This is a genomic window from Streptomyces sp. CA-288835, from assembly GCF_050936385.1.
Taxonomy (GTDB): Bacteria; Actinomycetota; Actinomycetes; order Streptomycetales; family Streptomycetaceae; genus Streptomyces.
Genome location: NZ_JBNJMW010000001.1, coordinates 126,501 through 148,484 on the forward strand (window position 1 = coordinate 126,501; position 21,984 = coordinate 148,484).

Here is a 21,984-nt window from a genome sequence, read left to right on the forward strand (position 1 = left end):
CAGAGGTACTTTTCGCTGGGCTGACCGCCTGCAAGACAGCCCGTTTCATGAAAGCGCGAGGCTAGTCTAGGCGTTTCGAAAGCCCGCGCTCACACCCGCACCGACGCCACCACCGGCAGGTGGTCGCTGCCGGTGGCCGGGAGGGTCCACGCGGAACGCGGCTCCACACCGCGTACGAGGATGTGGTCGATCCGGGCCACCGGGAACGAGGCCGGCCAGCTGGCACCGAACCCCGCGCCCGACTCGGCCTGCACGGACCGCAGTTGGGAGGTGAGCCCGGACAACGCCCGGTCGTCGGTGGTGCCGTTCAGGTCGCCCACGAGGATCGTGCGGGGGAGCGGCTCGGCGCGCACGGCGGCGGCGAGTCGCCGCGCGGCCGCGTCACGTGCGTCGGAGGTGAACCCCGAGCCTGCGGTGAGGCGGACGGACATCAGATGGGCGACGAAGACCGCGACCGGCCCCTCGGGCATGCGGACGGTGGCGCGCAGGGCACGTGGCCAGGGCGCGATGTCGACCGCACGGGCGTCGGCGACCGGATACCTGCTCCACAGACCGACCGTGCCCTGCACGGAGTGGTACGGGTAGGTGTCGGCCAGCGTTCTCTCGTACGCCGCTGTCGACGGGCCGCCCAGCTCTTCGAGAGCCACCACGTCCGCGCCCGAGGCGGCCAGGGCACGGGCGGTGCGCACCGGCCGCGGATTGTGTTCGTTGACGTTGTGTGTCACGACGGTCAGATTGCCGCCGTCCTCCCGCTTGTCGACGAGTGTCCCGCCGAAGAGCAAGCACCAGACGACGGCCGGCAGCAGCACGGACACGGCGGCGGCCCTGGACCGGCGGGCCAGGGCGCACAGGAGCAGCAGCGGCACGGCCAGACCCGTCCAGGGCAGGAAGGTCTCGACGAGGCTGCCGAGACGGCCGACCCGGTTGGGGACGAGGGCGTGGCCCAGCATCACCAGCGTGGCCAGGACCGCGAGCGAGCCGAGGACCAGCGGCGGCCGCCGGACGCCGGTGTCCTCGTTCCGCGGGCGGGGGGAATCGGGTGCCGGCCGGGCCGGCGCGATGTCGAGGGAGTTTGTCACGGCCGTCTCACCATGTTCCGGGCGAGGTCGTCGACAGCCATCGCCGTACGCCCTCGATCAGCGCGTGGCTCGTGGCGAGAGCGGCCCGCAGCCCCTGCCGGGGGGCGGTGCCGGCGCGCTGGTGCAGCACCACTCCGAGGATCAGCCGGTCCCGGCCGTCCTTGTCGGACGCGGTGGCCGCCCACATCAGGGCGCCGCCGGCGGGAGTGCTGGAGCCGGTCTTGAGGCCGATCACGCTCGCCGTGCCGAGCAGGGTGTTGGTGTTGCGGATCGTCCCGGGGACACCGGGCACGGTGGTGCTGGGCATGGCGACGATGGTCCGGAGCACCTCGTCGCGCATGACACGGCGGGCCAGCCTCAGTTGGTCGGCCGAAGTGCTGGTGGTCGTGGGTTCGATGCCGCTGGCGCCGGTGTAGGTGGTGTGGCGCATGCCCAGGTCACGGGCGGCCCGGTTCATTTTCGTGACGAAGGCCTGCTGCGAGCCGGCGTTCCAGCGGGCCAGCAGCCGGGCGATGTTGTTGCCGGAGGGGATCAACAGCAGTTCCAGCAGCTGTCGTTCGCTCAGCCGCATACCCTCCCTGACCGGCACGTTCGACTCCACGCCCGAGACGGACTCGTTCGCGGCGGTCCGGTCGACGGTGACGAGGGGGCCGTCCTCGCCCGCGCGCAGCGGACGGTCGCGGAGGATCACGTAGGCGGTCATCACCTTGGTGACGCTGGCGATCGGCACCGGTGTCCGCTCGCCTCGCGTACCGAGGTCACCGTGGGCGCCGAGGCCCTCGACCACCACGCTCGTCTGCCCCTCCGCGGGCCACGGCAGCGAACCCGCTCCGGTTCCCAGGCTGTTGCCGGAGGTGGGCACGGCGATGGCGAGGACCGCCAGGGTGACCAGTGCGGTGGCGCCCGCGGCGAGGCCGGCCGTGAAGCGCCGCCCGGACCGGTCGTGCCGGCGGGGTGGGAGCCCTGAGCCGGTGGACCACGAGGGCTGGGCCCGGCCTGCGCCGGGCTCTCCGGGAAAGGGAACCGGTGACATGGGAGGGACACCTCCAAGGGGGCGGGTGCGCGGCGTTCACGCACGTCGACCACCTTCCGCGGGGCGGATCTCCGCTCGGCTCCGGCCACGGCTCGGACACCGCTCGGCCGGGCATCCGTTCGGTATCAGCCGTTCGGCGTCAGCCCGCGGGCGGCAACCGGAGGGTGGCAAGCGCCCCGCCGTCGGGAGCGTTCGCGAACTCCAGCGACGCCCCGATGACCCGGGCCTGCCCCAGCGCGATGGTCAGCCCGAGGCCGTGCCCGTGGCCGCGCTCCGACGCACCCGTGCGGAATCGCTGCGGGCCGTCCGCGAGCAACTCCGCCGGGAAGCCCGGGCCGTGGTCCCGTACGGTCACGGTCGTCCCGGCCACCTCGACCTCGACGGGCATGCGGCCGTGCCGGTGGGCGTTGACGACGAGGTTGGCGACGATCCGGTCGAGCCGGCGCGGATCGGTCTCCGCCCACAGGGCACCAGTGGCGGTGAACCCCGTGTCCAGCCCGGTGCGGGCCACGGACTCTCCGACCATCTCGGCGAGCGGTACGGGCCTGAGTTCCGCCCGCTCGGCGCCCGCGTCGAGCCGGGAAATCTCCAGCAGCTCCTCCACCAGCATCCGCAGCACCCCCACCCGGTCACGCACCAGGTCGGTGGACTCGCCCTCGGGAAGCAGCCCGCTCGCGGTCACCAAGCCCATGAGGGGCGTACGCAGCTCATGGGCGACGTCGGCGGTGAAGCGCTGCTCGGTCAGCAGACGTTCGCGCAGACTGTCGGCCATCGAGTCGACGGTGGCCGAGATCTCGGTGATCTCGTCACCGCCCCGGCCACCGGCCGCGGTCCTGGCGGCCAGGTCGCCCCCGGCGATCCGGCGGGCGGTCCGCACCACCCGGCGCAGCCTCCGGATCGGCAACTCGGCGGCGAGCACCGACAGCGGTACGACGACCGCCAGCGCCGCCAGGGAGTACTTCCACATGTGCCGGTCCAGCGCCCGCCGGGTGAGCAGGTCGGAGGTCATGTCGGCGCTGACCGCCACGGGAGCGCCACGCAGGGTCCGAACGGCCCACATCGAGGGGTGGTCGCCGGGACTGTCGCCGTCGTACCAGGTGGCGGAGCCGACCGCCCTGCCCTGCCGGTCCTGGAGGCGGCGCAGGAGTTCGTCGGGCATCTCCCCGGGCGAGACGACCAGACCGTCGGGCGGGACGCCGTCCCGCTCGTAGTCCTCCACAGCGTCGGACAACTGGGTCAGGGCCTTGGCCGCACCGTCGTTCATCGACCGTTCCAGGGTGCTGCGGTGGACCAGCAGCCCGACGGTCACCGCGATGGCACAGCACGCCACAGTGACGAGCAGCGCGATCTTCCAGCGCAGCGAACGCCAGTGCGGCAGCGCGTGCACGGTCTCCACGTCAGCGCCGCAGCTTGTAGCCGAAGCCGCGGACGGTCTCGATCCGCTCGGCCCCGATCTTCTTCCGCAGGCGCTGCACGCACAGGTCGACCACGCGACTGTCGCCGTCCCAGCCGTAGTCCCACACGTTGCGCAGCAGGGTCTGACGGTCCAGCACGATGCCCGGGTTCGCGGCGAACTCCAGCAGCAGCCGCAGTTCGGTGGGGGCCAGCGCGACCGGTTCGCCTGCCCGGAACACCTCCAGGCCGCCCGTGTCGATGGTCAGGTCGCCGAAGACGATCCGAGCGTGCCGGTCGCGGCCGGGCCTCCCCGACCGGTCCGGCGGGTCCGGCTGGTCCGACAGGCCCGGACGATCGGCCACGGGGCCGGCCGCCGGGCCTGGGGCCGGGGTGAATGTGGCCCGCCGCAGCAGCGAACGGATCCGGGCCACCAGCACGGCGGTGTCGACGGGCTTGACCACGTAGTCGTCGGCCCCTGCCTCCAGGCCGGAGACGACGTCCAGGGCGTCGCCGCGCGCTGACATCATCAGGACGGGATCCATGCTGGTCTCCCGGATCCGGCGGCACAGCCCGATGCCGTCGAGGCCGGGCAGCATCACGTCCAGCAACAGCAGGTCGTGCCGGCCCTCCCGGAACAGTTCGAGCCCGGTCAGGCCGTCGGCGGCAGCGGTGACGCGGTAGCCGTAGCGCTCCAGCGCCATCGTGACGGATCTGCGGATCACCGCGTCGTCCTCGACGAGAAGGATCGTCACGGGCGCGGACATGGACGCGGGCGCGCCCCCGTCGGCTGCTGAAGCGGGCATCGTTTCCGTCCGGAGGTAGGTTCGGGGGCTCTCTCACCCTGCCAGAACCGTGCCTCCGCCCAGGCTCAACCGTGTATCGGCCGCGTATCGGAGACGGGCTCCGGAGCGAAGGGCTCGGCAAACATCAGGCCTGTAAACGACGAGATCACGTTGGTCAGGAAGCTCAGTCCTTCCCACCAACCGTGCAGGTCGCCTGCGATGCCGAGGGCCGCGAGGAAGCTGCCCCCCGAAGGGAGCGCCTTCACCCAGTACGCCACCCGTGTGGTTCAGTCCGGGATGACGTGCCCGAGCCCATGAGAGGCGAGCGGGTCGCGGAACGGCTTCCAGATGGTCGGGTCGGCCAGGTTCGTGAAGAGCCCGGTGCAGGTGTTCGTGTCGCCGGTCACGAGCCCGTACACGACCGTTTTGCCGGAGGCCTTCGTATCGAACAACGGTCCCCCGCTGTCCCCGGGGGCGACCCGGGATTCGGCGGTGCCCGCGCAGATGAACTCCTTGTCCCAGACACCGCCCTCCGTGTCGAACTTGTTGACGGGCAACTTCACTTCGTGCATACGGGAGGGCTTGTTCGGATCCTCGAGATCGGTACGTCCCCAACCGGCGGCGCGTACGAGACGCCCCGGCCGCAGCTGCGTTCCCAGCGGTGGCAGAGCCGCACGAGGCTGGTCGACCGAGCTGTCGAGCACGATGAGCCCCAGGTCCGTGTTGGTCACGGTGTCGAAGTCCGGGTGGCTGTAGACGGAGAAGCGGTCGCCGGTCACCACTGTTCCGCCGGACGTGCTCGAGTCGGACCGACCCAGGACCAGCCGGATCTTGACCCTGCCCTGCTCGGCGAACCTGGCGCAGTGCGCCGCGGTGGCGACAACGCGGCTGTGGACGAGTGCTCCGCCGCAGTAGTGCGACCAGGCCCCGTCGTCGCCCTGTTGCTCGATCTGTACGACGAAGAGCCGCTCGCCGTCCGGTACCGGCACTCCACCGACGATCGCCGAGGCCCCGGGTGCCATGGCGAACACGGTTCCCAACGCGCAGACACCCACGAGGGAGATGACCGCCCGTCGGCTCACTGACTTGCGCAAGGTGGACTCACTTCCGTCTGCCACCGGGCGCGGCCCCGGCGGACTCGTGGGGCGGCCGACGCCCGGCCGCCCCTTCCGACGAGGATCATGAGTCCGTCATTCCTCCGGCAGGCCTCCGTCCCGTATCGGGCCGATCGCGGCCTCCCCCCGGCTGTGTAACAGCGCGAGGGCAGTCAAGAGGGTTTACTCCAAAGGGAGTTGCGGTCGATCCCCCGCTTCACCTCACAAGGCCGGGGGCGAGGGTTTGCGTATTCGCCCCCGGCCAGACTTCGTACACCACTCTGCTGTCGAGCCTGTCCTTCGTCCTACACGTAAGGTCCTACCCCGACGCCCCGGGACGCGGAGTGGAAGCCAATGATGGCCCCCGGGGCAGCCAGGGGGCGACGGGCCGCCGGACTGCGCAGTCCCAGGCGGATGATCGTGTCAGGCGTGGTAGCCGGACTCCTCGACACACGACGGCTAGAGCGTGTCTCTTTGATGGGTTGGTCAGTTGATCGGATGTGTCTGTCCGATTAGTGATCACTACGGTCCAGCCGATGTCGTCGACGGCATCCGCTGCGGTGAGGATGGCGGAAGATCTTCTCCCACGTGCCGTCGACGGCCCACCTGATCAGCCGCTTGTGGGCCGTCTGGAACGAGCCGAGCTCCTCGGGGAGGTCCCGCCAGGGCGAGTTGGTGCGGTACTTCCACGCGATGGCCTCGAGCGTGCCGCTGATCGGCCCAGCGCTGTCCCCGGACCGGATCGGCCGGCATGAGCGGCTCGATCCGGTGGTTTTACCCATTTTTCAGGCGTAACCGGTGGTGTTCGGGGATCCTGTCGAGGTACTTCTGAAAACCACTGTTAGGAGACCCCCAGTGCGCCGCCCGACCCGGAAAGCCTTCGCCGCCCTCATCGCCGCAGCCGGCCTCGCCCTCCCCCTCCTCACCCCCACACCCGCCTCGGCTGCCACCGCCACCAGCCGCTTCGCGAACTACCGCTACGGTGACTGCCTGCGCGAGACCTCCGAAACCGGCCTCAAGGGCGACCGCTGCACCACCGGACGCGGCAGCCTCCTGTGGCAGTGGAACGGCCGCCTCAACACCAGCACCACTCTTAAGAACAACTTCTGGGGCCGCTGCCTCGACAGCAATGACCGGGGCGACGTCTACCCCCTGCGCTGTAACGGCGGCTCATACCAGAAGTGGCGCACCGTCCAGCCCGCCGCCCGCAGCGCCATCATGCTCCAAAGCGTCGGCACGGGCCGCTGCCTCTACCAGCAGGACAACGGCTACTACCGCACGGGCCGCTGTGACCGAGGCGCCCAGAACCAGCGCTTCACCATCGGCTGAACGGATCTCTCGACCGCTTCAAGATGACGCCGGGCGAGCAGCTCTTCTTTTACGCGAGGCCGGAAGGCGGTCCGCTGGCCGCGGTGGTGATGACCTTGAACGGGGTGTTCTTCCCGTCGCAGATCAGATGGTGTTTACTGCCCGCCTTTCCGCGGTCGACCGGTGACGGGCCGGTCGCCTCGCCCCTTTTCGCGCGGATGTGGGAGGCATCCACGCAGGCCCGGGTCCAGTCCAGGGCGTCGGCCGCGTGCAACTCGGCGAGCAGGATGCCGTGCAGCGTCTCGAAGACGCCGGCCTCATGCCACCGACCTCAGGTTCTGTCTCTTTGGTTAGCGTCGTGCCCAGATGAGGATGGCGGCGAGGTGGAGTGCGGCCTGGTAGGCAATGGCGAGTTTGTCGCATCGTGTGGCCAGGCCGCGCCACTGTTTGAGGCGGTTGATGCACCGTTCGACGGTGTTGCGCTGCTTGTAGGCATCGGCATCGAAGCCGGGCGGACGGCCACCTGAGACCTAGAGTCTGTTCTCTCGGGGTCGAGCCGAGAAGTGGTCGGCGTCCCGGATCGCATCGCCAGGGCGGACCGGCTGGAACCGCTGGACACAAAGGCTCCTCGAGCGTGATCAGCCCCGTGCATCGGCGGGGCGGGTGCTGCATGCTATCGAGCGATCCCGTCCGTGACGTCCCTCCGAACCGTCCACTCCTACGCCGCCCATCCAGGGCTCAGCTCCACGAGCTGGGCACGCTGTTCCCGGGTGGGCTTGGCCCGCCGGGTCGTGGGAGCGGGGTCTGCGGGAGGAGTTGGTGTGGTCGGGCACGTTGCTAGGTAGTTGGCGGGTCCGAGGCAAGCGGTGACTGGGTACGTGCCGACGCCGCTCCACGCGGAAGCTACCGGCGGAGGAATCTTTCGACTACTGTCGCCAGGGCCTCTGGGCTCTCATCCGGGGCGAAGTGGCCGGCATCGTTGAAGACCTGGAGCTCGGCGTTCGGATACCACTGCAGCCAGGTGGACCGCATGGTGTCGGGGCCCATCGCCGGGTCGTTCGCACCAGCCACGACAAGCACCGGGGTCGGATTTCCCTCGAGCCGCTCGTGGATGTCGGAGCCGCGAGTCCAGGATTCGAGGTACGAGCGCAGGGCAGCATGCGAGGAGCGTTCCGAGCCGCTCACCCTGGCATCCAGCCATGCATCGTCGTGCCGACTGCCGGTGGTGACATCGAAGATCGTCCTGCGGCTGCCGGAATCCTCCACGGCCCCGAGGAACAGCTCCCACATCTCCCCTTCGAGCGGGAACCCAGACGCGGGTACCGGCGAGATGCCGACGATCGAGCGAACCCGCGAGGGGGCGTCCAGCAACATCAGCTGGGCAGCTTTGCCTCCCATGGAGTGACCGATGACCGAGAAGGTGTTCCAGCCGAGGTCGTCGGCCACGGCGAGGGCGTCCGCCGCGACCTCCTCCATCGTGTACGTACCGGGGGTGTGCATCGCCTCGCCGTACCCACGGCAGTCCAAGAACGCGCAACTGAAAGCGCTCTCGTCCAGGTACCGCCGCATGTGGCCGAAGCTCGACCTGTCGCTGAGCCAGTGGTGGAGTGCGAGGACCCGCTCCGGACCGCTGCCCTGTACCTCGTACGGAATTACGCGTCCTGCTACATGGCCTGTCACAACGCTGGGCCTTCCCCTCGGGGCCGGGCCCTGAATCCCGTCGGCTTGAGGCTTCGCTCCAACGGCGGAGCAGCGCGAGCGGGCGACCGAAGGCGTCGCAGGCCAGATGAATCTTGCCGGTCAGGCCACCCGTCAGGAGAACTTCCATACGATTCCGTGAGGGCCACCCGGTCGCCCAGGCGCTTGCTTCCCCGCGCCTCGCCGGTGTTGGCCAGGAAGCACACCAGCGGGTGGGACCCGAACCTGCCCTTGCACGTGGGTGCGGCTGTCCTCGCCGTGAGGACCATGGACTTCACGGCGTTCTGCTTGGTCTTGCCGGAGGCGAACTTGTCCCGGTCCTTGCGGCCCGCGGCCGGGCGTCGCACACCGATCTCCGTGCCGTCGATGATCCCGGTCCGACCGTCGGCGCCCAGGTGCTCGATGACCTCAGCGAGACTGCACAGCCGGATGCCCGGCGCGACCGTTGGCGCGGGTGATGGTGGAGCGGTCCACACCGAACCAGCAGGCCACCACGTCATGAGTAGTGCCATGACGCAGATTCACCAGGGTGGCCAGCAGCCGGTCGACGAAGACGAATTGCGCTTTGCTCCGGCTCCCACAGCCCGCCACCGCGGGCGAGCCGTGAGTCGAGCCTGGTGCTGCTCGTGCCACAACGGCCCCACCTCAGCGATGAGTTCACCGATCACATCTTGCGACAGCCCAGTGACCCGGTACGCCGCCACGATCAACTCACGTCGCCCCAGCTCCCACCATGCACAGTGCAACGAGCCACCAGGGCACTGAGCCACGGCCAACCGTGCACGAGGTCCTTACACAACGACATCCTCGAAACTTTCCAGCTGAGTCCAGCGCCTGGCCGCGCGAACCGCTCGCGGCAGCCTGTCGGCCGCTGGCAACGGCCCCAGGTCCAGACCCGTGACATCAGCGATGTCGGCGACAGGCACCTGAAACGTACGAAAGGCTCCCAGAGGGGAGGATCCCCGCCCTCGCCGCTTCAGCCAGGGCTCGTTGAGCAGCATCCCGGGTGAGGTCGGGGCTTTGATCCAGCACGTATGCCGTAGACGCCAGGTCGCCGTCCTGCATAAACGCCGCGACCTTCCAGAAGCGAAGCGGTACCTGGATGCCGCGGTAGGGCGGATCGGAGTCCTCCAGGACCGCGCCAGTGAACACCGCGATCTTGCGGTATTGAGAGAAAGTTGGCCAGGCCGCCATTGATGGCCGAAGGTCGCGGTCTGTCGTTCGAGCTCCCACCTGTCTCCCAGGACACGACCGGCATCCCGGGCTCCACGGAGAAGGAGGACAAGCTCGGCACGGCCGTCTCGCTGACGGATCTCTCGGGCAGGGGCTTCGACCACCTCCTCCTGGGCACGGAGGGCGAGGACACGGGCAACGGGACGCTGCTGTACCTGTCCGCCAGCAGCTCGGGCCCTCCCTGTCCAGGACGGCGTACTACGGCGTCACTCAACCGGGTACGCCGACGGGGGCGCGCCCGGGCCAGGTACTGACCCCGTAAGCGACGGCGGCGTCGCATCGTGAGCGCCGGCCGACCTCCGCGCGAACGGGACCCCGGGCTTTCCCGCGTCCAAACACAGCAGCCGAAGCGATCCGTCGCCCGCGAAGCAGCGGCGGGCCTCGTCGATCGGGTCCCACAACCGCCCGTCGAGAGTGCGAATCCAGTGGTCGCCGCCCGTCGCCCACCACTCGGCGCCCGTCCGACGCACGATCACCTCACCGGCGTATGCGCCCAAGTCGCGCAGCAAGGACTCCACGGTGGCGTACGGCGTCGCCCTGTCCCGGCGTATCTCCTCGATCGCCCGGTCGACACTCCACAGACTCTGCGGCGAGTAGTCGAGCCGCGGCCGTGCTCCTTCCCTCATCGTCGCGACCGCGTTCGCCGCCCACCGCAGGGGCTTCGTCGCAGCTGAAGGCCTGGTTGCTTGCTGTGCAGTCACACTCGCAAGAGCGCGGTCCAAAGGCGATCCGTCACGCGGAAATGCGGCGTGTGCCCGACCAGCGCAGGACCGTCGCAGGACGGTCACAGGAAACCCCGGAGCGCCGGACTGCGCGTACGCCTACGAGGAGGGGCAGACATCAGGTGAGCGGAGACCGTCGACCGCACCGACGCGCTGTTCCTCGCGGACTCCACCGCCTGGAAGACGCAACCAGCCACCCATCGCCCGGCCCCTGAGACCCGCGACCGCGGGCTGAGCGTCCAACTTGGGCCGCGTCCACTCCCGTCGGCGGCTGCGCATCGAACAGACCTCCGGCCGCACCAACCGCGACAGCACCTACCTCGCCTCCGCCCCCGACACCAACCTCCCGCCTCCTGACATGGATAAACGAACGCCACACAGGCCCGACGCCACTTCCGCGCCAGCGCCGTCGTCGGCCGCCCGGGCGGGGCGACAGTCCCTAGCGTCGGCCGCGCAAGAGCGATCCGAGCACCAGACCGGCGCCCAGACCGATCAGGGCGCCAGCCGATGCCCGCCATGCACGCGACGCCCCCGCAACCGGCTCGGCAGGTGGACTGGGGGCAACCGTTGAGCGGGTCGGCGGTCCGGCAGCGATAGCGCGAGCATGCTCCTCGCCCACGATGGCCAGGAAGCGACGACCGACACGGCTTCCGGACGAACTGGCGATCCACGAGGCGTGAGCCCTGCTCCAGTAGCGCCGCCCCGCCTCTCCGGTGAACATCCCGGCCAGCATGTCCCGCAGCAGGCTCTCGCGGATCGTCCCGATTTCGAAGCCCATCCATGCATAGTTCATCATGAGATCGGCATAGACGTGCCGCTTCTGCTCATGCGGATCGGCGATATCCGTGTCGCCCCAAACGGGCTGGTAAAGCGCCATGTCGTCAAGCTCCAGCCGGACCAGCTCAAGGTAGTAGCTGCGAATGCCCTGGACCTGCTCCGCCCTGGCCTGCCGGTTCTGAACGATCAGAGAAACGGCCACACCGGCCAACGCCAGCGCCGAGACGATCGCCGACGTGAAGCCGTACGCCGCGCCGATATCACTGAGCCTCTTCCAGTCCACTCCCTTGGAGCTGGAGATCTCTTCCAGGGCGAGAGGCGACAACAGCACCACCGTCAGCGCAGCCGCCGCAGCGGCGACCAGGCCCACAGTCCTGCTTATCCGGCGAGCCACCGACACTGCAGTCGCGGATCGATGACGAAGTATCAGGTCAATCACCCCCAGGCGGGCCTGTCCCTGTGACTAGGCCGAGCCCGGGGCAGCCTACTTCCAGCCGCCGTGCGTGCCGAAAGCGTTGTTAGTTCTCATCGACATTTCCGAGCCCTGTGATCGCTAAGTGCTGCCCAAAACGGTCGACAAACGTTGCTCGCTCCCTCCTACAGAACCAGGCGTTCATGATCCCCCCAGGGTGCGTTCGACGCGCCAGCGGCGGGGCAGGACGACGAAGCCCCTCGTGCCTTTTGGCCTGGAGACGATGCGTAGGGTGAGCCAGAGGCGTTCGCGGGCCCAGTCCACTAGGCCTTCTCTTATGGATCAAGTGCAGAGCGGTTGCTGTCGGTGCCAACCTCTACGCTGCGCACTGCTCGAACGGGTCGGATGGGAAGGCATCAGTCTTGGGTGGCAACGCGTGGTGGCAGACAGTCCCGTATCAGGACAATCTGACGGCGGCATTCCGGCAGGCTCAGGAGCAGGAACTGGCGAAGGACAACCACGGTTTCGAGGGCCGCACCATAGAAGAGCTATGGCAGCACGAGGAGTGGAGGGAGTACATCCTCACCGGTGGCACCGGCACAGTGCTGGACCTCATCCACATCGTCGACCCCACTGATACCGAGTGGGGGCCTTTCATGCGGCCGTTGACCGACGGCGAGGTGCGGACGTGGGCTCCCAGCGGCCGGCCCACTCACGCCGAGTGGGTCAATGCCCTGGAAACCGAGCGGCTGCCCTACCCCGGGCGCGCTTGCGGTAATTGCACGGTGCTCTACCGCGACGGTCAGCCCACCGAGATCGCCTACTGGGGTGTCACAGCCGACTAGCGCATCGCGGATCAGCGTGCCGACCACAGGAAGATACCTGCGAGGTGCAGCCCGGCCAGGTAGACGGTGGCCGTCTTCTCGTATCGGGTGGCGATGCCGCGCCATTGCTTCAGGCGGTTGATGCAGCGTTCGACGGTGTTGCGCTGCTTGTATGTCGTCGAAGGCCGGAGGCCGTCCGCCCCGGCTGCCGCGGCGTTTGCGGTTGTTCCGCTGGTCAGCGGGCGTAGGGATGACGGCACGGATACTGCGTCGTCGCAGGTGATCACGGATGGTGCGAGAGGAGTACGCCTTGTCCGCCAGGACTATCTCAGGGCGAGTGCGGGGTCTGCCCGTTGCCCTGGGCACCCGCAACTCGGCCATCACGGACTCGAAAACCGGTGCGTCCCCGGCCTGTCCCGGGGTGAGAACAAAGGCCGTCGGCCGGCACTGACTGTCGGCCGCAAGGTGAATCTTGGTGGTCAGTCCGCCGCGGGACCGGCCGAGGGCATGATGGTGCGGCTCCTTGGCGGGCGCCCCTTTTTACGGGCCCCGGCGGCGTGCTGGTGGGCGCGGACGATGGTGGAGTCCACAGCGACCACCCAGTCCAGGTCTTCGTCGGCGTCGGCCTGGGCGAGGAGGGTAGTGAAGACCCGCTCCCACGTGCCGTCGATCGCCGAGCTCCGCAGCCGGGTGTAGACGCCCTTCCACGAGCCATATCGCTCGGGCAGGTGCACCCACTGTGAGCCTGTCTGGAACTTCCAGGCGATGGCATCGATCACCTCCCGGTGATCCCGCCATCGACCACCCCGCCGCGGTGTCCGATTCGGCAACAGCGGCTCGATCCGCGCCCACTGGGCGTCAGTCAACGGCACACCAGGCCAACGATCCGATGATCCGAAAGAAACGGCCTAGTCACCTCCCAACTCCGGCAGGGGCCTCAGGTTCCTCGGACGTCAGGCTTCCCGGGCATGCGGCCTACGACCTGGTCGTCCATACCAAAGGGCCGGTCAGGGTACGGATAGAGAGGTCGTCGGACGCGTACTGCGGGGTCAGCTCGTGCGGGGTGACCAGGATCGGCGTGCGCAGTCCCGCACCAACATCTCGGACCCACCGGGAGGCCTGCCACCGGTACCGTGTAGGTCGCAGGAGAACGGCCCGCTCATCGCTGTACGGTTCGCCATCTGGCCAGAAGCCCACGTACCAGCAGCCCCTGCCACGCAGCGACTCCCAAGCACGCCATGCCTTGCCGGACCATCCGATGCGTTGCTTGTCGGCCTTCAAGCCCTCCGGGCGACTCCGAGCTGACTGGGCGGGGAACAGCGACGGGGCAGTACGGGACGGATACGAGGCACGGATACGGGATCGGGCTGACGCTGTGACCGTGACACGGTCACAGCGTCAGCGTCGGCGGCCAACCAGGGGTCACCGGCGCCGACAGCGATGCGCTTCGGGGGCGGGACAGGGCTCACCCGCCGGGCTTGATGCGCCCACGCCAAGCTCCGGACTCGCCGCCGCGACCCTCGATGTACTCCTTGAAACGCCGCATGTCGCCCTTCACACGCCGGTCGATCACTCCCAGCATGTCGCCGGTCTTCTCCGCGGCGCCGGTGGGCTCGACGTCCATGACGAGCTCGACCCGGGTGTGCGTGTCGTCCAGACGCTGGAAGCGGACCGTGCCCTTCTGCCTGGTGTCACCCGTGGTGGTGCGCCACGTGATGCGCTCGTCGGGGAGCTGGTCGACGATCTCGGTGTCGAACTCGCGCTCCACCCCGCTGATCTTGGTGGTCCAGTGGTTGTGGCGCTCATCGAGCTGCCTGACTTCCTCGACCCCTTCCATGAACTGCGGGAACTCCTCGAACTGGGTCCACTGGTTGTAGGCGGTGTGCACAGGAACCTCGACTTCCACCGCTTCCTTGACCGTGCTCATCTGAGAACCTACCTCTCTACTGGATTGGTCGCAGCCAGGGCCAACGACCAGCCCGCGGCCTCAGTACGCGGTGGCGAGTACCCGAGGATCACTCGTCTAACGACCGGTAGCCACCTCTCGTGCCGGCCGTAGAGGCGCGGTCATGCAGCGCAGGGTTCGGGGCACGGTCACGGCCAACAAACACGCCCCTCATCCAGAGCCACCCAGCGGCAGAACTGCGACCTGCGCCGCGGCCGGGCCGAACCGCTTGACGCTGGTCCGGGTAACGGCGCAGCCGTACGCCGGCTAGCCGGGGTCCCGGGTCGTAGGGTCTTTGGTCGCAGTCGCCCAACGGTCCGCGATCATGTCTTGGAGGGCCACCAGCCTGGCCTCGCCACCAGCAGGCAGTCAGAGCTCACACACCATGTCACCGACCGTCTTCACCTCAGACGACCACCGCCCCGGCATTCGCGGGGCTTTGTGCTTCCTGGAGGAGAACGTGCCGGCCTACGAGGCCCTGCCCCGGTTCACCGCCGACCTGGACCGCCTCACCCCCATACAGCCCCGGCAGCTGGCTGGCCCACTGCTCGTAGGCCCAGACGGCGAGAGTTCGGCGGTCGGCCGCTCGCCGCTCTGCAGCCCGCACCGGCCTGACCGGCGGCGCGGACCGCCATTGCTGACGCCTGATGGCTTGCCCAGGGGGCTGATCTGCGGGAACGGCCGGTATCCGGTTTGAGGGGTGCCCATCTTCGGTGCAACCCTCGATCCCCTGCTGGAGGCAACCGTCCAGCCAACGTTTCAGCCCTCTGCTGGTGCAACCCCCGTCGTGGCCGACAGCGGCAGGCGCGGCGGGGGCCAGCCAGGCTGCATCCCACCGCCACGACGTCCACGCGGCCGCGTTCGCGAACGGGCCGGAGCGTTCCTCGAGCATCGCGAGGACTTGGGCGCGGGCGTCGTCCACGGCATGGTGCTCGGTGACGATGCCGAGCCGCCGCACGTGGGCGTACTCGTGGTTCGTCCTTCCATGTGAGGCTGCTCAGGTCGGGGGCGACGACCAGGTCCACGGTGAGGTCGAAGGTGTCGAACCCGTCGCCGGTCCGGCGGTTCTCTGGGGGTTCGGGCTGTTGCCGTGGAGAGAGTCCCAGAACGATGCAGCTCAGCGCCGATATGGACGGCCGTAGCCATCGCAACAGGTGTTGCGCTATCCCTCGATGGAGTGGCGCAAGCATCTCCTATGTGCGACATCCCGTGAGTTGTCCTGAACCCCGCTGAGCCTCGGCCACTGTGGCCAGGGGGTACTTCCTCTTCCGGGTGTCTTGCTGCCGGGTGACGTAACTTCGGGATTCCTGAAGCGCTCTCATCTCCTCCGGCTGATCTGCGGTCGAGCTGAAGGCGAGGAGGCTCGGGTTGGCGCTGGGCTGGGTCTGGCCGCCGACGGGAGGTCCCCGTCGTGGTCAGCCGATGAGGGCCTCGGTGATCTGTCGGGTGGTCTGCGCGGCGACGCGGGGGTTGACGGCAGCGTAGGAGGTGTAGGCGTTCAGAGCGGTGGTCAAGGCCCAGCCGCGGCCCCGGGTCCAGGTGGCGTCGTCCACCCCGAGCGCGGCCCGGAAGGCAGCCCGGCTCCCGGCCGACATCAAGGTGAAGGCAATGGTCAGGTCGCAGGCCGGGTCGCCGATGCCGAGCCCGCCGAAGTCGATGACCGCGCTGAGGCGGCCGTCGAGGATCAGCAGGTTGCCGGTGTGGAAGTCGCCGTGGAACCAGACCGGAGGGCGATCCCATCCGGGGGCGCCCAGCGCCGCGTCCCACAGGTCAGTCATGGCCACGGTGTCGAACACCCCGTCGACCTCCGTGATAGCGGCCCGCGTCGCGCGGTCCCGGTCGGCCAGTGGCCGACCGGTGAGGTCCTCGCGGACGTCCCCATCCAGGATGTCCTTGGGCGCGAACTGCTGAAGGGCGGTCAGGAACTCCGCCAGCTCGACGGCGGCCACGGACGAGTCGGCCAGCGCCTCGACGGTCGCCACCTCGCCGTCCAGCCAGCGGGAGACCGCCCATGGCCACGGGTAGCCGAAGTCGGGTTCCCCCACCGCTACCGGGACCGGGACGGCCAGGGGCAGGTGCGGAGCGAGCCGGGGCAGCCACTCGGACTCCTTCCTGGCCTGCCCAATGGCCCCGGCATGGCGGGGCATCCGGACGGACAGCTCCTCGCCCAGCCGGTAGATCACATGGTCCGAGCCGGACGGGTCGAGCAGTTCCAAAGGCAGCTCGGCCCACTGTGGGAACTGCGCATCGACCAGGCGCCTGACCAGTGCCACATCGATCGCCGGATAGATGTCCGCGGTTCTCTCGGTTGCCAAGAGCAGCTCCTGCGGTCGGCCCGCTCCGTGCGACGGGCAGTCGGAGCCATCACACTGCGCCGCGGGCTCCTCTGTCGACCGGATTTATCGGCTGGGCGTCATCCGCTGGGTGGATACCCGCGCCAGCTTCTCGAAGCCGAGCCCGATCCCGACCCAGTCGCACAGAAGAGCGTCGAGGTTCCACAGCGAGACACCCAGGCCCGCCACCGGGCCTGGGTGTCTCGCTGTGAGACGTCCTGTCAGGGCTTCAAGATCAACTCATTGCCTCTTTGACGCGTATCCGGGTCACATCCCGGGCCCGCCTTCCCCGGTCAGGCGCCCGGCATGCGGAGGTAGTACCAGGTGTTCGGGCCGACCTTGCCGTCCCGGGCGATGCCCTTGCGGCCCTGGAAGGTCTTCACGGCGCGCTCGGTGTCGTCGCCGAAGATGCCGTCGACGCCCGACGATCCGATGGACACGCCGTGGAACCTCAGCAGCGCCTGGATCTCTCGTACCTTGGCGCCCCGGTCCCCTCGGTCGCTGTACGGGTTGGAGACCTCGTAGCCGCAGTACCAGCCGATGAAGTCCCTGAGCTGGCACCTCGCCGCGGCGGCCGAGACGGACGCCTCCTGGGCCGTGGCACCGGCCGGGGCCGCGGACGCGCTCGTGGCGCCGGCGAACAGACCGGAGAGCAGGGCACCCGCCGTGAGTAAGCCGGCGGCCTTGGTGCGAACGTGCATGGAAATCCCCCCTGTACGTGAAGTTTGGCGCCCTCGCGGACGGACCACACCGGCCCCTCGAAGTCGGCGTACCGGTCCGGCATCAGGACAGCGCGTGCCGTGTCCGGGTCCGGTTGCGCCATCCCCGCCTTCCCCCACTGGTTGGAGAAGGTTTCTCCAACCAGCACAGCGAGCAACCTGGCGAACCTTCCCGGTCACAGCACGAGCCATCTGTCATGTGAGTGCGACTGCTACTGGAACGGGCCGCAGATCTTGGTGCTGCCCTTGACCTTGCAGGCCTGGATCTTGATGTAGGTGACCTTCCTTATGGAGTGCTTCTGGATGGTCGCCCGGCTGCCGTCGCCGCCGCTGGCGTGGCCGATCTCCTCGACCGTCCATCGGTTCCTGTCTCCGTCGGCGTAGTACCCGACGTTCGCGATCGCGCCGTAGCCGTCGGCTTGTGTGTCGTAGACGGTCGCATTGATGCCTACGCTCGTGCCGGTGCGGTTCCAGTGGATCTCCCCACCGACTACTGCTCCGTTGGTTTCGCTACGGGCCCACCGCTCATTGACGTAGTCACTGTAGTTGATCCCGTTCGCCCAGTAGGCGCTCGCTGCCGAAGCCGGGCTGGCGGATACCGCGAGGACGGTACTGGCCGCCGCAGTGGCAAGCGCCGTGATGACCTTCGAATGTGACGCCATCGATCTCTCCTTCGACTCACGGGCACGGCTTGTGCCCACCGCCGCACGCCACCGGATCCCGGGGGCGTGCCGTTCGGTTGGTTCGGCATCGAGTTCATCGGGCTGGGGGTTGTTGCACAGCCGTGTCCCGGGCGTGAAACAAAGCAGGTCACAGGCCCGGGTTGGCGAGATGGTGTCTTTCGCGGTGGTGGGGCGCGTGTTGGGATGAGACGCCGCTGCTGGTCACGGGGGCGGCACGGGGGAGGGAAGCGATATGGGGCGTCCGGAGGCGGACCTCGATCCGGGTCTGGGGCCGGTTCAGCGGTTTGCGTTCGAGTTGCGCAAGCTGCGTCAGGAAGCGGGCGGCATCACCTACCGGCAGATGGCCCGGCAGGTGGAGGTCTCGGTCACCACCCTGTCGAGAGCGGCCAAAGGAGAGCAACTGCCCTCCCTGCCAGTCGCCTTGGCCTATGTGCGGGCATGCGGCGGCGATGCGGAACAGTGGGAGCGGCGCTGGCGCGAGGCAGTCACCGAGCAGGCCCGGGCGGCCGACCTCGTGGCGGACGAGACTATTCCTTCTCCCTACCGTGGCCTGGCCCGGTTCGACGTGGGCGATGCGGAGCTGTTCTTCGGCCGGGACGAGGTGACCGATGCGCTGGTCCGCGCGGTGACGGCGCACCGCGTGTTTGCGGTCTTCGGGCCGTCCGGCAGCGGCAAGTCATCCCTGCTGCGGGCGGGGCTGATTCCCCGCCTGCGCAGCCTGGAGGGACCGCACCGGCCGGCGGCGGTGCGGATCCTCACCCCGGGCGAGCATCCGCTGCGCACCCACGACACGGTGTGCGCACCAGCCCCGGGCGAGGGGGACACCTGGCTTGTGGTGGACCAGTTCGAGGAGGTCTTCACGCTCTGCCGCGACACCGGCGAGCGGGCCGGCTTCCTGGCCCGTCTGCTGGCCGCCGCCGAGCCCGCAAGCCGGCTGCGCGTCGTCCTCGGCGTACGCGCCGACTTCTACGGCCGCTGCGCCGAGCACCGTGAGCTCGCCGACGCCCTGGCCGAGGCCAACCTGCTGGTGGGACCGATGAGCCCGGCCGAGCTGCGCGAGGCCGTCGTCAGGCCCGCGCAGTCGGCCGGACTGATCGTCGAGCGCGAGCTGACCGCCCGCCTGGTGGAGGAGACCGGCGGCGAGCCGGGGGGCCTGCCGCTGCTCTCTCACGCCCTGCGCGAGACTTGGCGCCGCCGCCGCGGGCGGGCGCTGACGATGGCGGCGTACGAGGCGGCAGGCGGCGTACGCGGCGCGATCGCGCAAACGGCCGAGGACGTGTACGGGACGCTCTCCGGCGAGCAGGCGGCCCTGGCCCGCCAGATCCTCCTCCGCCTTATCACTCCCGGCGAAGGGTCCCAGGACACCCGCCGCCCGGTGGACCGCGCGGAACTCGACTTCGCCCCGTCCGGCGAAGTGGCCCTGGTTCTCGACCGCCTGGCCCGCGCCCGCCTCCTCACCCTGGACGACGACACGGTCGACCTGGCGCACGAGGCCCTGATCACGTCCTGGCCCCGGCTGTCCGCCTGGATCGAGGAGGCCCGCGAACGCCTGCGCACCCATCGCCGGCTGACCGAGGCGGCTCGCACCTGGGACGAGCTGGGCCGCGATCCGGGCGCGCTCTATCGCGGGACCCGTCTCGCCACCGCGGACGAACACCTCGCGGACCAGCCCCTGACCCCGCTGGAGGAGGCCTTCCTCACCGCCGCCCGCACCAGCCGCAGCAGCGAACTCCGACGCCGCCGTGGACTGTTCAGCACCCTCGCCGCCCTCCTCGTCCTCGCCCTCGTCGCGGGCGTCACGGCCTGGCAGCAGTCCCGTACGAGCGACCGACGGCACCACGAGGCCGAGGCCCGGCGGATCGCGGCGGTGGCGGACAGCATGCGCGCCGCCGACCCGGTGACGGCGGCCCGGCTGAGCGTCGCCGCCTGGAAGCTCGCCCCGACCGTCGAGACCCGCTCGGCCCTGCTGTCCGCCCAGAACCGGCGCGAACAGGACGTCTTCACCGTCCCGGAACGCAACGACCGCACAACGGTCCGCCAGCTGACGTCCGACGGACGGACGCTGGTGTCGGTCTCCCGTGATCATGTACGCACCTGGGACCTGCGCACCCATCGCCGTACGGGAACGTATCCGGGACCGGGCAAGCTGCTGCCCGAGGACGGGGACGGGGAGGTGGTCATCAGTCCGGACGGCCGGACCATCGCCCTGAGTTCGGCACCAGACGGGGACTCCACCGCTCTGTGGGACGTCCGGACCGGCCGCGTCACGGGGCACCTTCCCGGCGGTGACACCATGGTGTCGCACTTCGGCCGCCGCGAGCGCACCGTCGTGACGATCGCCCCCGGCTCCACCCAGGTCTGGGACAGACGAACGCACCGGCTGCTGCTGAAGGTTCCCCCGCAGGACGACAAGGACGACTACGACGTCCAGTACGCGATCCTCAGTCACGACGAGCGACTGCTGGCGACCTGCTCGGACGAAACGCCTTTCAGGATCTGGGACATCGCCCGCCGCCGCACACTGTCCCTCCCCTGGATGTCGCGACTGGACCAACGCCTGTGCAAGGACAGTGAGTTCGCCTTCTCGCCCGACGGCCGCACCATCGCGCTCACCTCCAAGACCGGAATCCAGGTCCGGGACATCCGCTCGGGGCGTGTCATCGGCCGGCTGACGGGAGAGTCGCTGAAGTCGGTGCAGTTCAGCGCGGACGCCAAGTTCCTCGTCGCGGTCGGCCCGGACGAGATCCGGATGTGGCGGCTCTCCTCCCCCGGCGAGCCGGTGTTCCGCCACACGCTGGCCATGGAAGAGTTCCTCTGGTATGAACTCGACTTCGCGGCAGGCCAGTTGCGCTATCTCAACGGGTCCGGCAGTGCCGTCCGCTCCCTGGGTCTCGGCCCGGCGACGACCTCGCGCTGGCAGCAAGCGAGCACCCAGGACGCGCTGCTCAGCCAGAACGGCCGGACCCTGGTCACCGTGCGCTCCACCGGTGCCGCCGCGGGCATCCGCCTGCAGGACACCCGCAACACGAAGACCGGCCGCACGGTGCCGCACAAGCCGTGCCCCGCGGCCGAGGTGGAGGAGGGCGTGTGCTCCGACCTGATGGCGTTCAGCGCCGATGGCCGGACCTTCGCTTACCTGCAGAGCGCCGACATGAGCAACTCCGTCACACAGCAGTCGATCACGGTGTGGGACGTCACGGCCCACCGCAAGAGGGCGACGATCGCCATCCGCCTCGGCCCGGACGGCTTCGCCGACGTCGACGGCCTCGCGCTCGGCGCCGACGGGCGCACCCTGCTGGTCTCCCGGGCGACGGAAGACCGGGTCGAAGTGTGGGACGTACGCCGGAACAAACGGACCCGGACGCTCAAGAACATCAGCGCGGAAGTCCTGGCCGTCCGCGGCGACCTGCGCACCCTGGCGTCCTCCAACAACGAGGTCGCCGACCTCCGCTCGGGACGGGTGGACTACCGCACCCTGGGCGACACGGGCGTCAGCACGGTGACCTTCAGTCCCGACGGCCGGTACTTCGCGGCGGGCGACAGCGACGGCCGCGTCACGGTGTGGGACGGCGAGATAGGCAGCCGGCTCGGCATCCTGGCCGACTCGGAGGCGACCGAGTCTGTCAGCGCCCTCGCCTTCTCCCCCGACGGCGACACCCTGGCGGTCGCCGGCGACTCCGGCACGGTCCGGCTCTGGGACGTCCCCTCCAGCCGCCCCCTGGGCTCCGCCGTCCCCGGCCCCGGCGACCGGCCCCTCGCGCTGGCCTTCGCCGGGAACGGCACCACCCTGTACGTCGCCGGCAGCCACGTCCCGCTCCGGACGTACGACTTCGACCCCGACCACGTGATCCGCCGACTGTGCACCCGCACGGGTTCCGGTCTTTCGGAGTCGGACTGGAAGACGTACCTCCCCGACATCCCGTACCGCATGACCTGCTGACCCGACG

General features: G+C 69.3%; 19 protein-coding genes and 5 pseudogenes. 4 read left to right on the top strand and 20 right to left on the bottom strand.

Translation table 11 applies throughout. From position 1 onward, the window contains the following. Positions 1 to 89: 89 nt before the first annotated feature. From ACQEVY_RS00635 to ACQEVY_RS00660, 6 genes and pseudogenes are all read right to left on the bottom strand, one after another. Positions 90 to 1,061, bottom strand: a complete 972-nt coding sequence (locus ACQEVY_RS00635) for an endonuclease/exonuclease/phosphatase family protein (protein ID WP_432954994.1) — start codon at positions 1,059 to 1,061, stop codon at positions 90 to 92. A 25-nt stretch (positions 1,062 to 1,086) separates the two neighbouring features. Further along, entirely contained in the window at positions 1,087 to 2,112 is a 1,026-nt protein-coding gene (locus ACQEVY_RS00640) for a D-alanyl-D-alanine carboxypeptidase family protein (RefSeq protein ID WP_432943649.1), read from the bottom strand. A 139-nt stretch (positions 2,113 to 2,251) separates the two neighbouring features. Next, complete coding sequence (locus tag ACQEVY_RS00645; protein ID WP_432943651.1) at positions 2,252 to 3,508, bottom strand: ATP-binding protein; 1,257 nt, start codon at positions 3,506 to 3,508, stop codon at positions 2,252 to 2,254. Between the two features lies 1 nt (position 3,509). Continuing rightward, positions 3,510 to 4,310: a two-component system response regulator CseB gene (gene cseB / locus ACQEVY_RS00650; protein WP_432943653.1), complete on the bottom strand. Its 801-nt coding sequence runs from the start codon at positions 4,308 to 4,310 to the stop codon at positions 3,510 to 3,512. A 266-nt stretch (positions 4,311 to 4,576) separates the two neighbouring features. Continuing rightward, positions 4,577 to 5,311 (bottom strand): S1 family peptidase, encoded by a 735-nt coding sequence (locus ACQEVY_RS00655; protein ID WP_432943655.1) that lies wholly within the window; start codon positions 5,309 to 5,311, stop codon positions 4,577 to 4,579. A gap of 532 nt (positions 5,312 to 5,843) precedes the next feature. Next, positions 5,844 to 6,136, bottom strand: a pseudogene (locus tag ACQEVY_RS00660) (transposase); the annotation flags it as partial. 102 nt (positions 6,137 to 6,238) lie between these two features. On the opposite strand from ACQEVY_RS00660, the gene ACQEVY_RS00665 reads away from it, so the two are divergent. Further along, the gene (locus ACQEVY_RS00665) at positions 6,239 to 6,712 is read left to right on the top strand and encodes an RICIN domain-containing protein (RefSeq protein WP_033329437.1); all 474 of its coding nucleotides are present in this window, start codon (positions 6,239 to 6,241) and stop codon (positions 6,710 to 6,712) included. A 73-nt stretch (positions 6,713 to 6,785) separates the two neighbouring features. Here the strand turns inward: ACQEVY_RS00665 and ACQEVY_RS00670 are convergent. The 4 genes and pseudogenes from ACQEVY_RS00670 to ACQEVY_RS00685 all read right to left on the bottom strand — a co-directional run. Next, positions 6,786 to 7,016 (bottom strand): annotated as a pseudogene (locus ACQEVY_RS00670) (IS5/IS1182 family transposase); the annotation flags it as partial. 25 nt (positions 7,017 to 7,041) lie between these two features. Beyond that, positions 7,042 to 7,218, bottom strand: a pseudogene (locus ACQEVY_RS00675) (transposase); the annotation flags it as partial. Positions 7,219 to 7,594: 376 nt separating this feature from the next. Next, positions 7,595 to 8,371, bottom strand: coding sequence for an alpha/beta fold hydrolase (locus tag ACQEVY_RS00680; protein WP_432943658.1), 777 nt, complete (start codon positions 8,369 to 8,371; stop codon positions 7,595 to 7,597). 426 nt (positions 8,372 to 8,797) lie between these two features. Then, positions 8,798 to 9,022, bottom strand: coding sequence for a helix-turn-helix domain-containing protein (locus tag ACQEVY_RS00685; protein WP_328827792.1), 225 nt, complete (start codon positions 9,020 to 9,022; stop codon positions 8,798 to 8,800). A gap of 563 nt (positions 9,023 to 9,585) precedes the next feature. On the opposite strand from ACQEVY_RS00685, the gene ACQEVY_RS00690 reads away from it, so the two are divergent. After that, positions 9,586 to 9,876 (top strand): hypothetical protein, encoded by a 291-nt coding sequence (locus tag ACQEVY_RS00690; RefSeq protein ID WP_432943660.1) that lies wholly within the window; start codon positions 9,586 to 9,588, stop codon positions 9,874 to 9,876. A 66-nt stretch (positions 9,877 to 9,942) separates the two neighbouring features. Here ACQEVY_RS00690 and ACQEVY_RS00695 read toward each other — a convergent pair. Continuing rightward, positions 9,943 to 10,323 (bottom strand): annotated as a pseudogene (locus ACQEVY_RS00695) (hypothetical protein); the annotation flags it as partial. Between the two features lie 460 nt (positions 10,324 to 10,783). Then, positions 10,784 to 11,491, bottom strand: a complete 708-nt coding sequence (locus ACQEVY_RS00700; RefSeq protein ID WP_432943662.1) for a DUF6082 family protein — start codon at positions 11,489 to 11,491, stop codon at positions 10,784 to 10,786. A 464-nt stretch (positions 11,492 to 11,955) separates the two neighbouring features. Between ACQEVY_RS00700 and ACQEVY_RS00705 the strand changes: the two genes are divergently transcribed. Further along, positions 11,956 to 12,378 (top strand): hypothetical protein, encoded by a 423-nt coding sequence (locus ACQEVY_RS00705; protein WP_432943664.1) that lies wholly within the window; start codon positions 11,956 to 11,958, stop codon positions 12,376 to 12,378. Positions 12,379 to 12,389: 11 nt separating this feature from the next. Here ACQEVY_RS00705 and ACQEVY_RS00710 read toward each other — a convergent pair. The 8 genes and pseudogenes from ACQEVY_RS00710 to ACQEVY_RS00745 form a co-directional block, all read right to left on the bottom strand. Then, positions 12,390 to 13,229 (bottom strand): annotated as a pseudogene (locus ACQEVY_RS00710) (IS5 family transposase). A gap of 593 nt (positions 13,230 to 13,822) precedes the next feature. After that, positions 13,823 to 14,284: an SRPBCC family protein gene (locus ACQEVY_RS00715; RefSeq protein ID WP_432943666.1), complete on the bottom strand. Its 462-nt coding sequence runs from the start codon at positions 14,282 to 14,284 to the stop codon at positions 13,823 to 13,825. 285 nt (positions 14,285 to 14,569) lie between these two features. Next, entirely contained in the window at positions 14,570 to 14,644 is a 75-nt protein-coding gene (locus ACQEVY_RS00720) for a DUF6207 family protein (RefSeq protein WP_432954995.1), read from the bottom strand. Between the two features lie 64 nt (positions 14,645 to 14,708). After that, complete coding sequence (locus tag ACQEVY_RS00725; RefSeq protein ID WP_432943668.1) at positions 14,709 to 15,260, bottom strand: hypothetical protein; 552 nt, start codon at positions 15,258 to 15,260, stop codon at positions 14,709 to 14,711. 457 nt (positions 15,261 to 15,717) lie between these two features. Beyond that, a complete protein-coding gene (locus ACQEVY_RS00730) occupies positions 15,718 to 16,617 on the bottom strand; it encodes an aminoglycoside phosphotransferase family protein (RefSeq protein ID WP_432943670.1) in 900 nt (299 codons plus the stop codon). An 84-nt stretch (positions 16,618 to 16,701) separates the two neighbouring features. After that, positions 16,702 to 16,824, bottom strand: a complete 123-nt coding sequence (locus tag ACQEVY_RS00735) for a hypothetical protein (RefSeq protein ID WP_432943672.1) — start codon at positions 16,822 to 16,824, stop codon at positions 16,702 to 16,704. 104 nt (positions 16,825 to 16,928) lie between these two features. Next, positions 16,929 to 17,336 (bottom strand): peptidoglycan-binding domain-containing protein, encoded by a 408-nt coding sequence (locus ACQEVY_RS00740; protein WP_432943674.1) that lies wholly within the window; start codon positions 17,334 to 17,336, stop codon positions 16,929 to 16,931. Between the two features lie 230 nt (positions 17,337 to 17,566). Then, entirely contained in the window at positions 17,567 to 18,016 is a 450-nt protein-coding gene (locus ACQEVY_RS00745) for a hypothetical protein (protein ID WP_432943676.1), read from the bottom strand. A gap of 253 nt (positions 18,017 to 18,269) precedes the next feature. Between ACQEVY_RS00745 and ACQEVY_RS00750 the strand changes: the two genes are divergently transcribed. Next, positions 18,270 to 21,977, top strand: a complete 3,708-nt coding sequence (locus tag ACQEVY_RS00750; RefSeq protein ID WP_432943678.1) for a helix-turn-helix domain-containing protein — start codon at positions 18,270 to 18,272, stop codon at positions 21,975 to 21,977. The last annotated feature ends 7 nt before the right edge of the window (positions 21,978 to 21,984 follow it).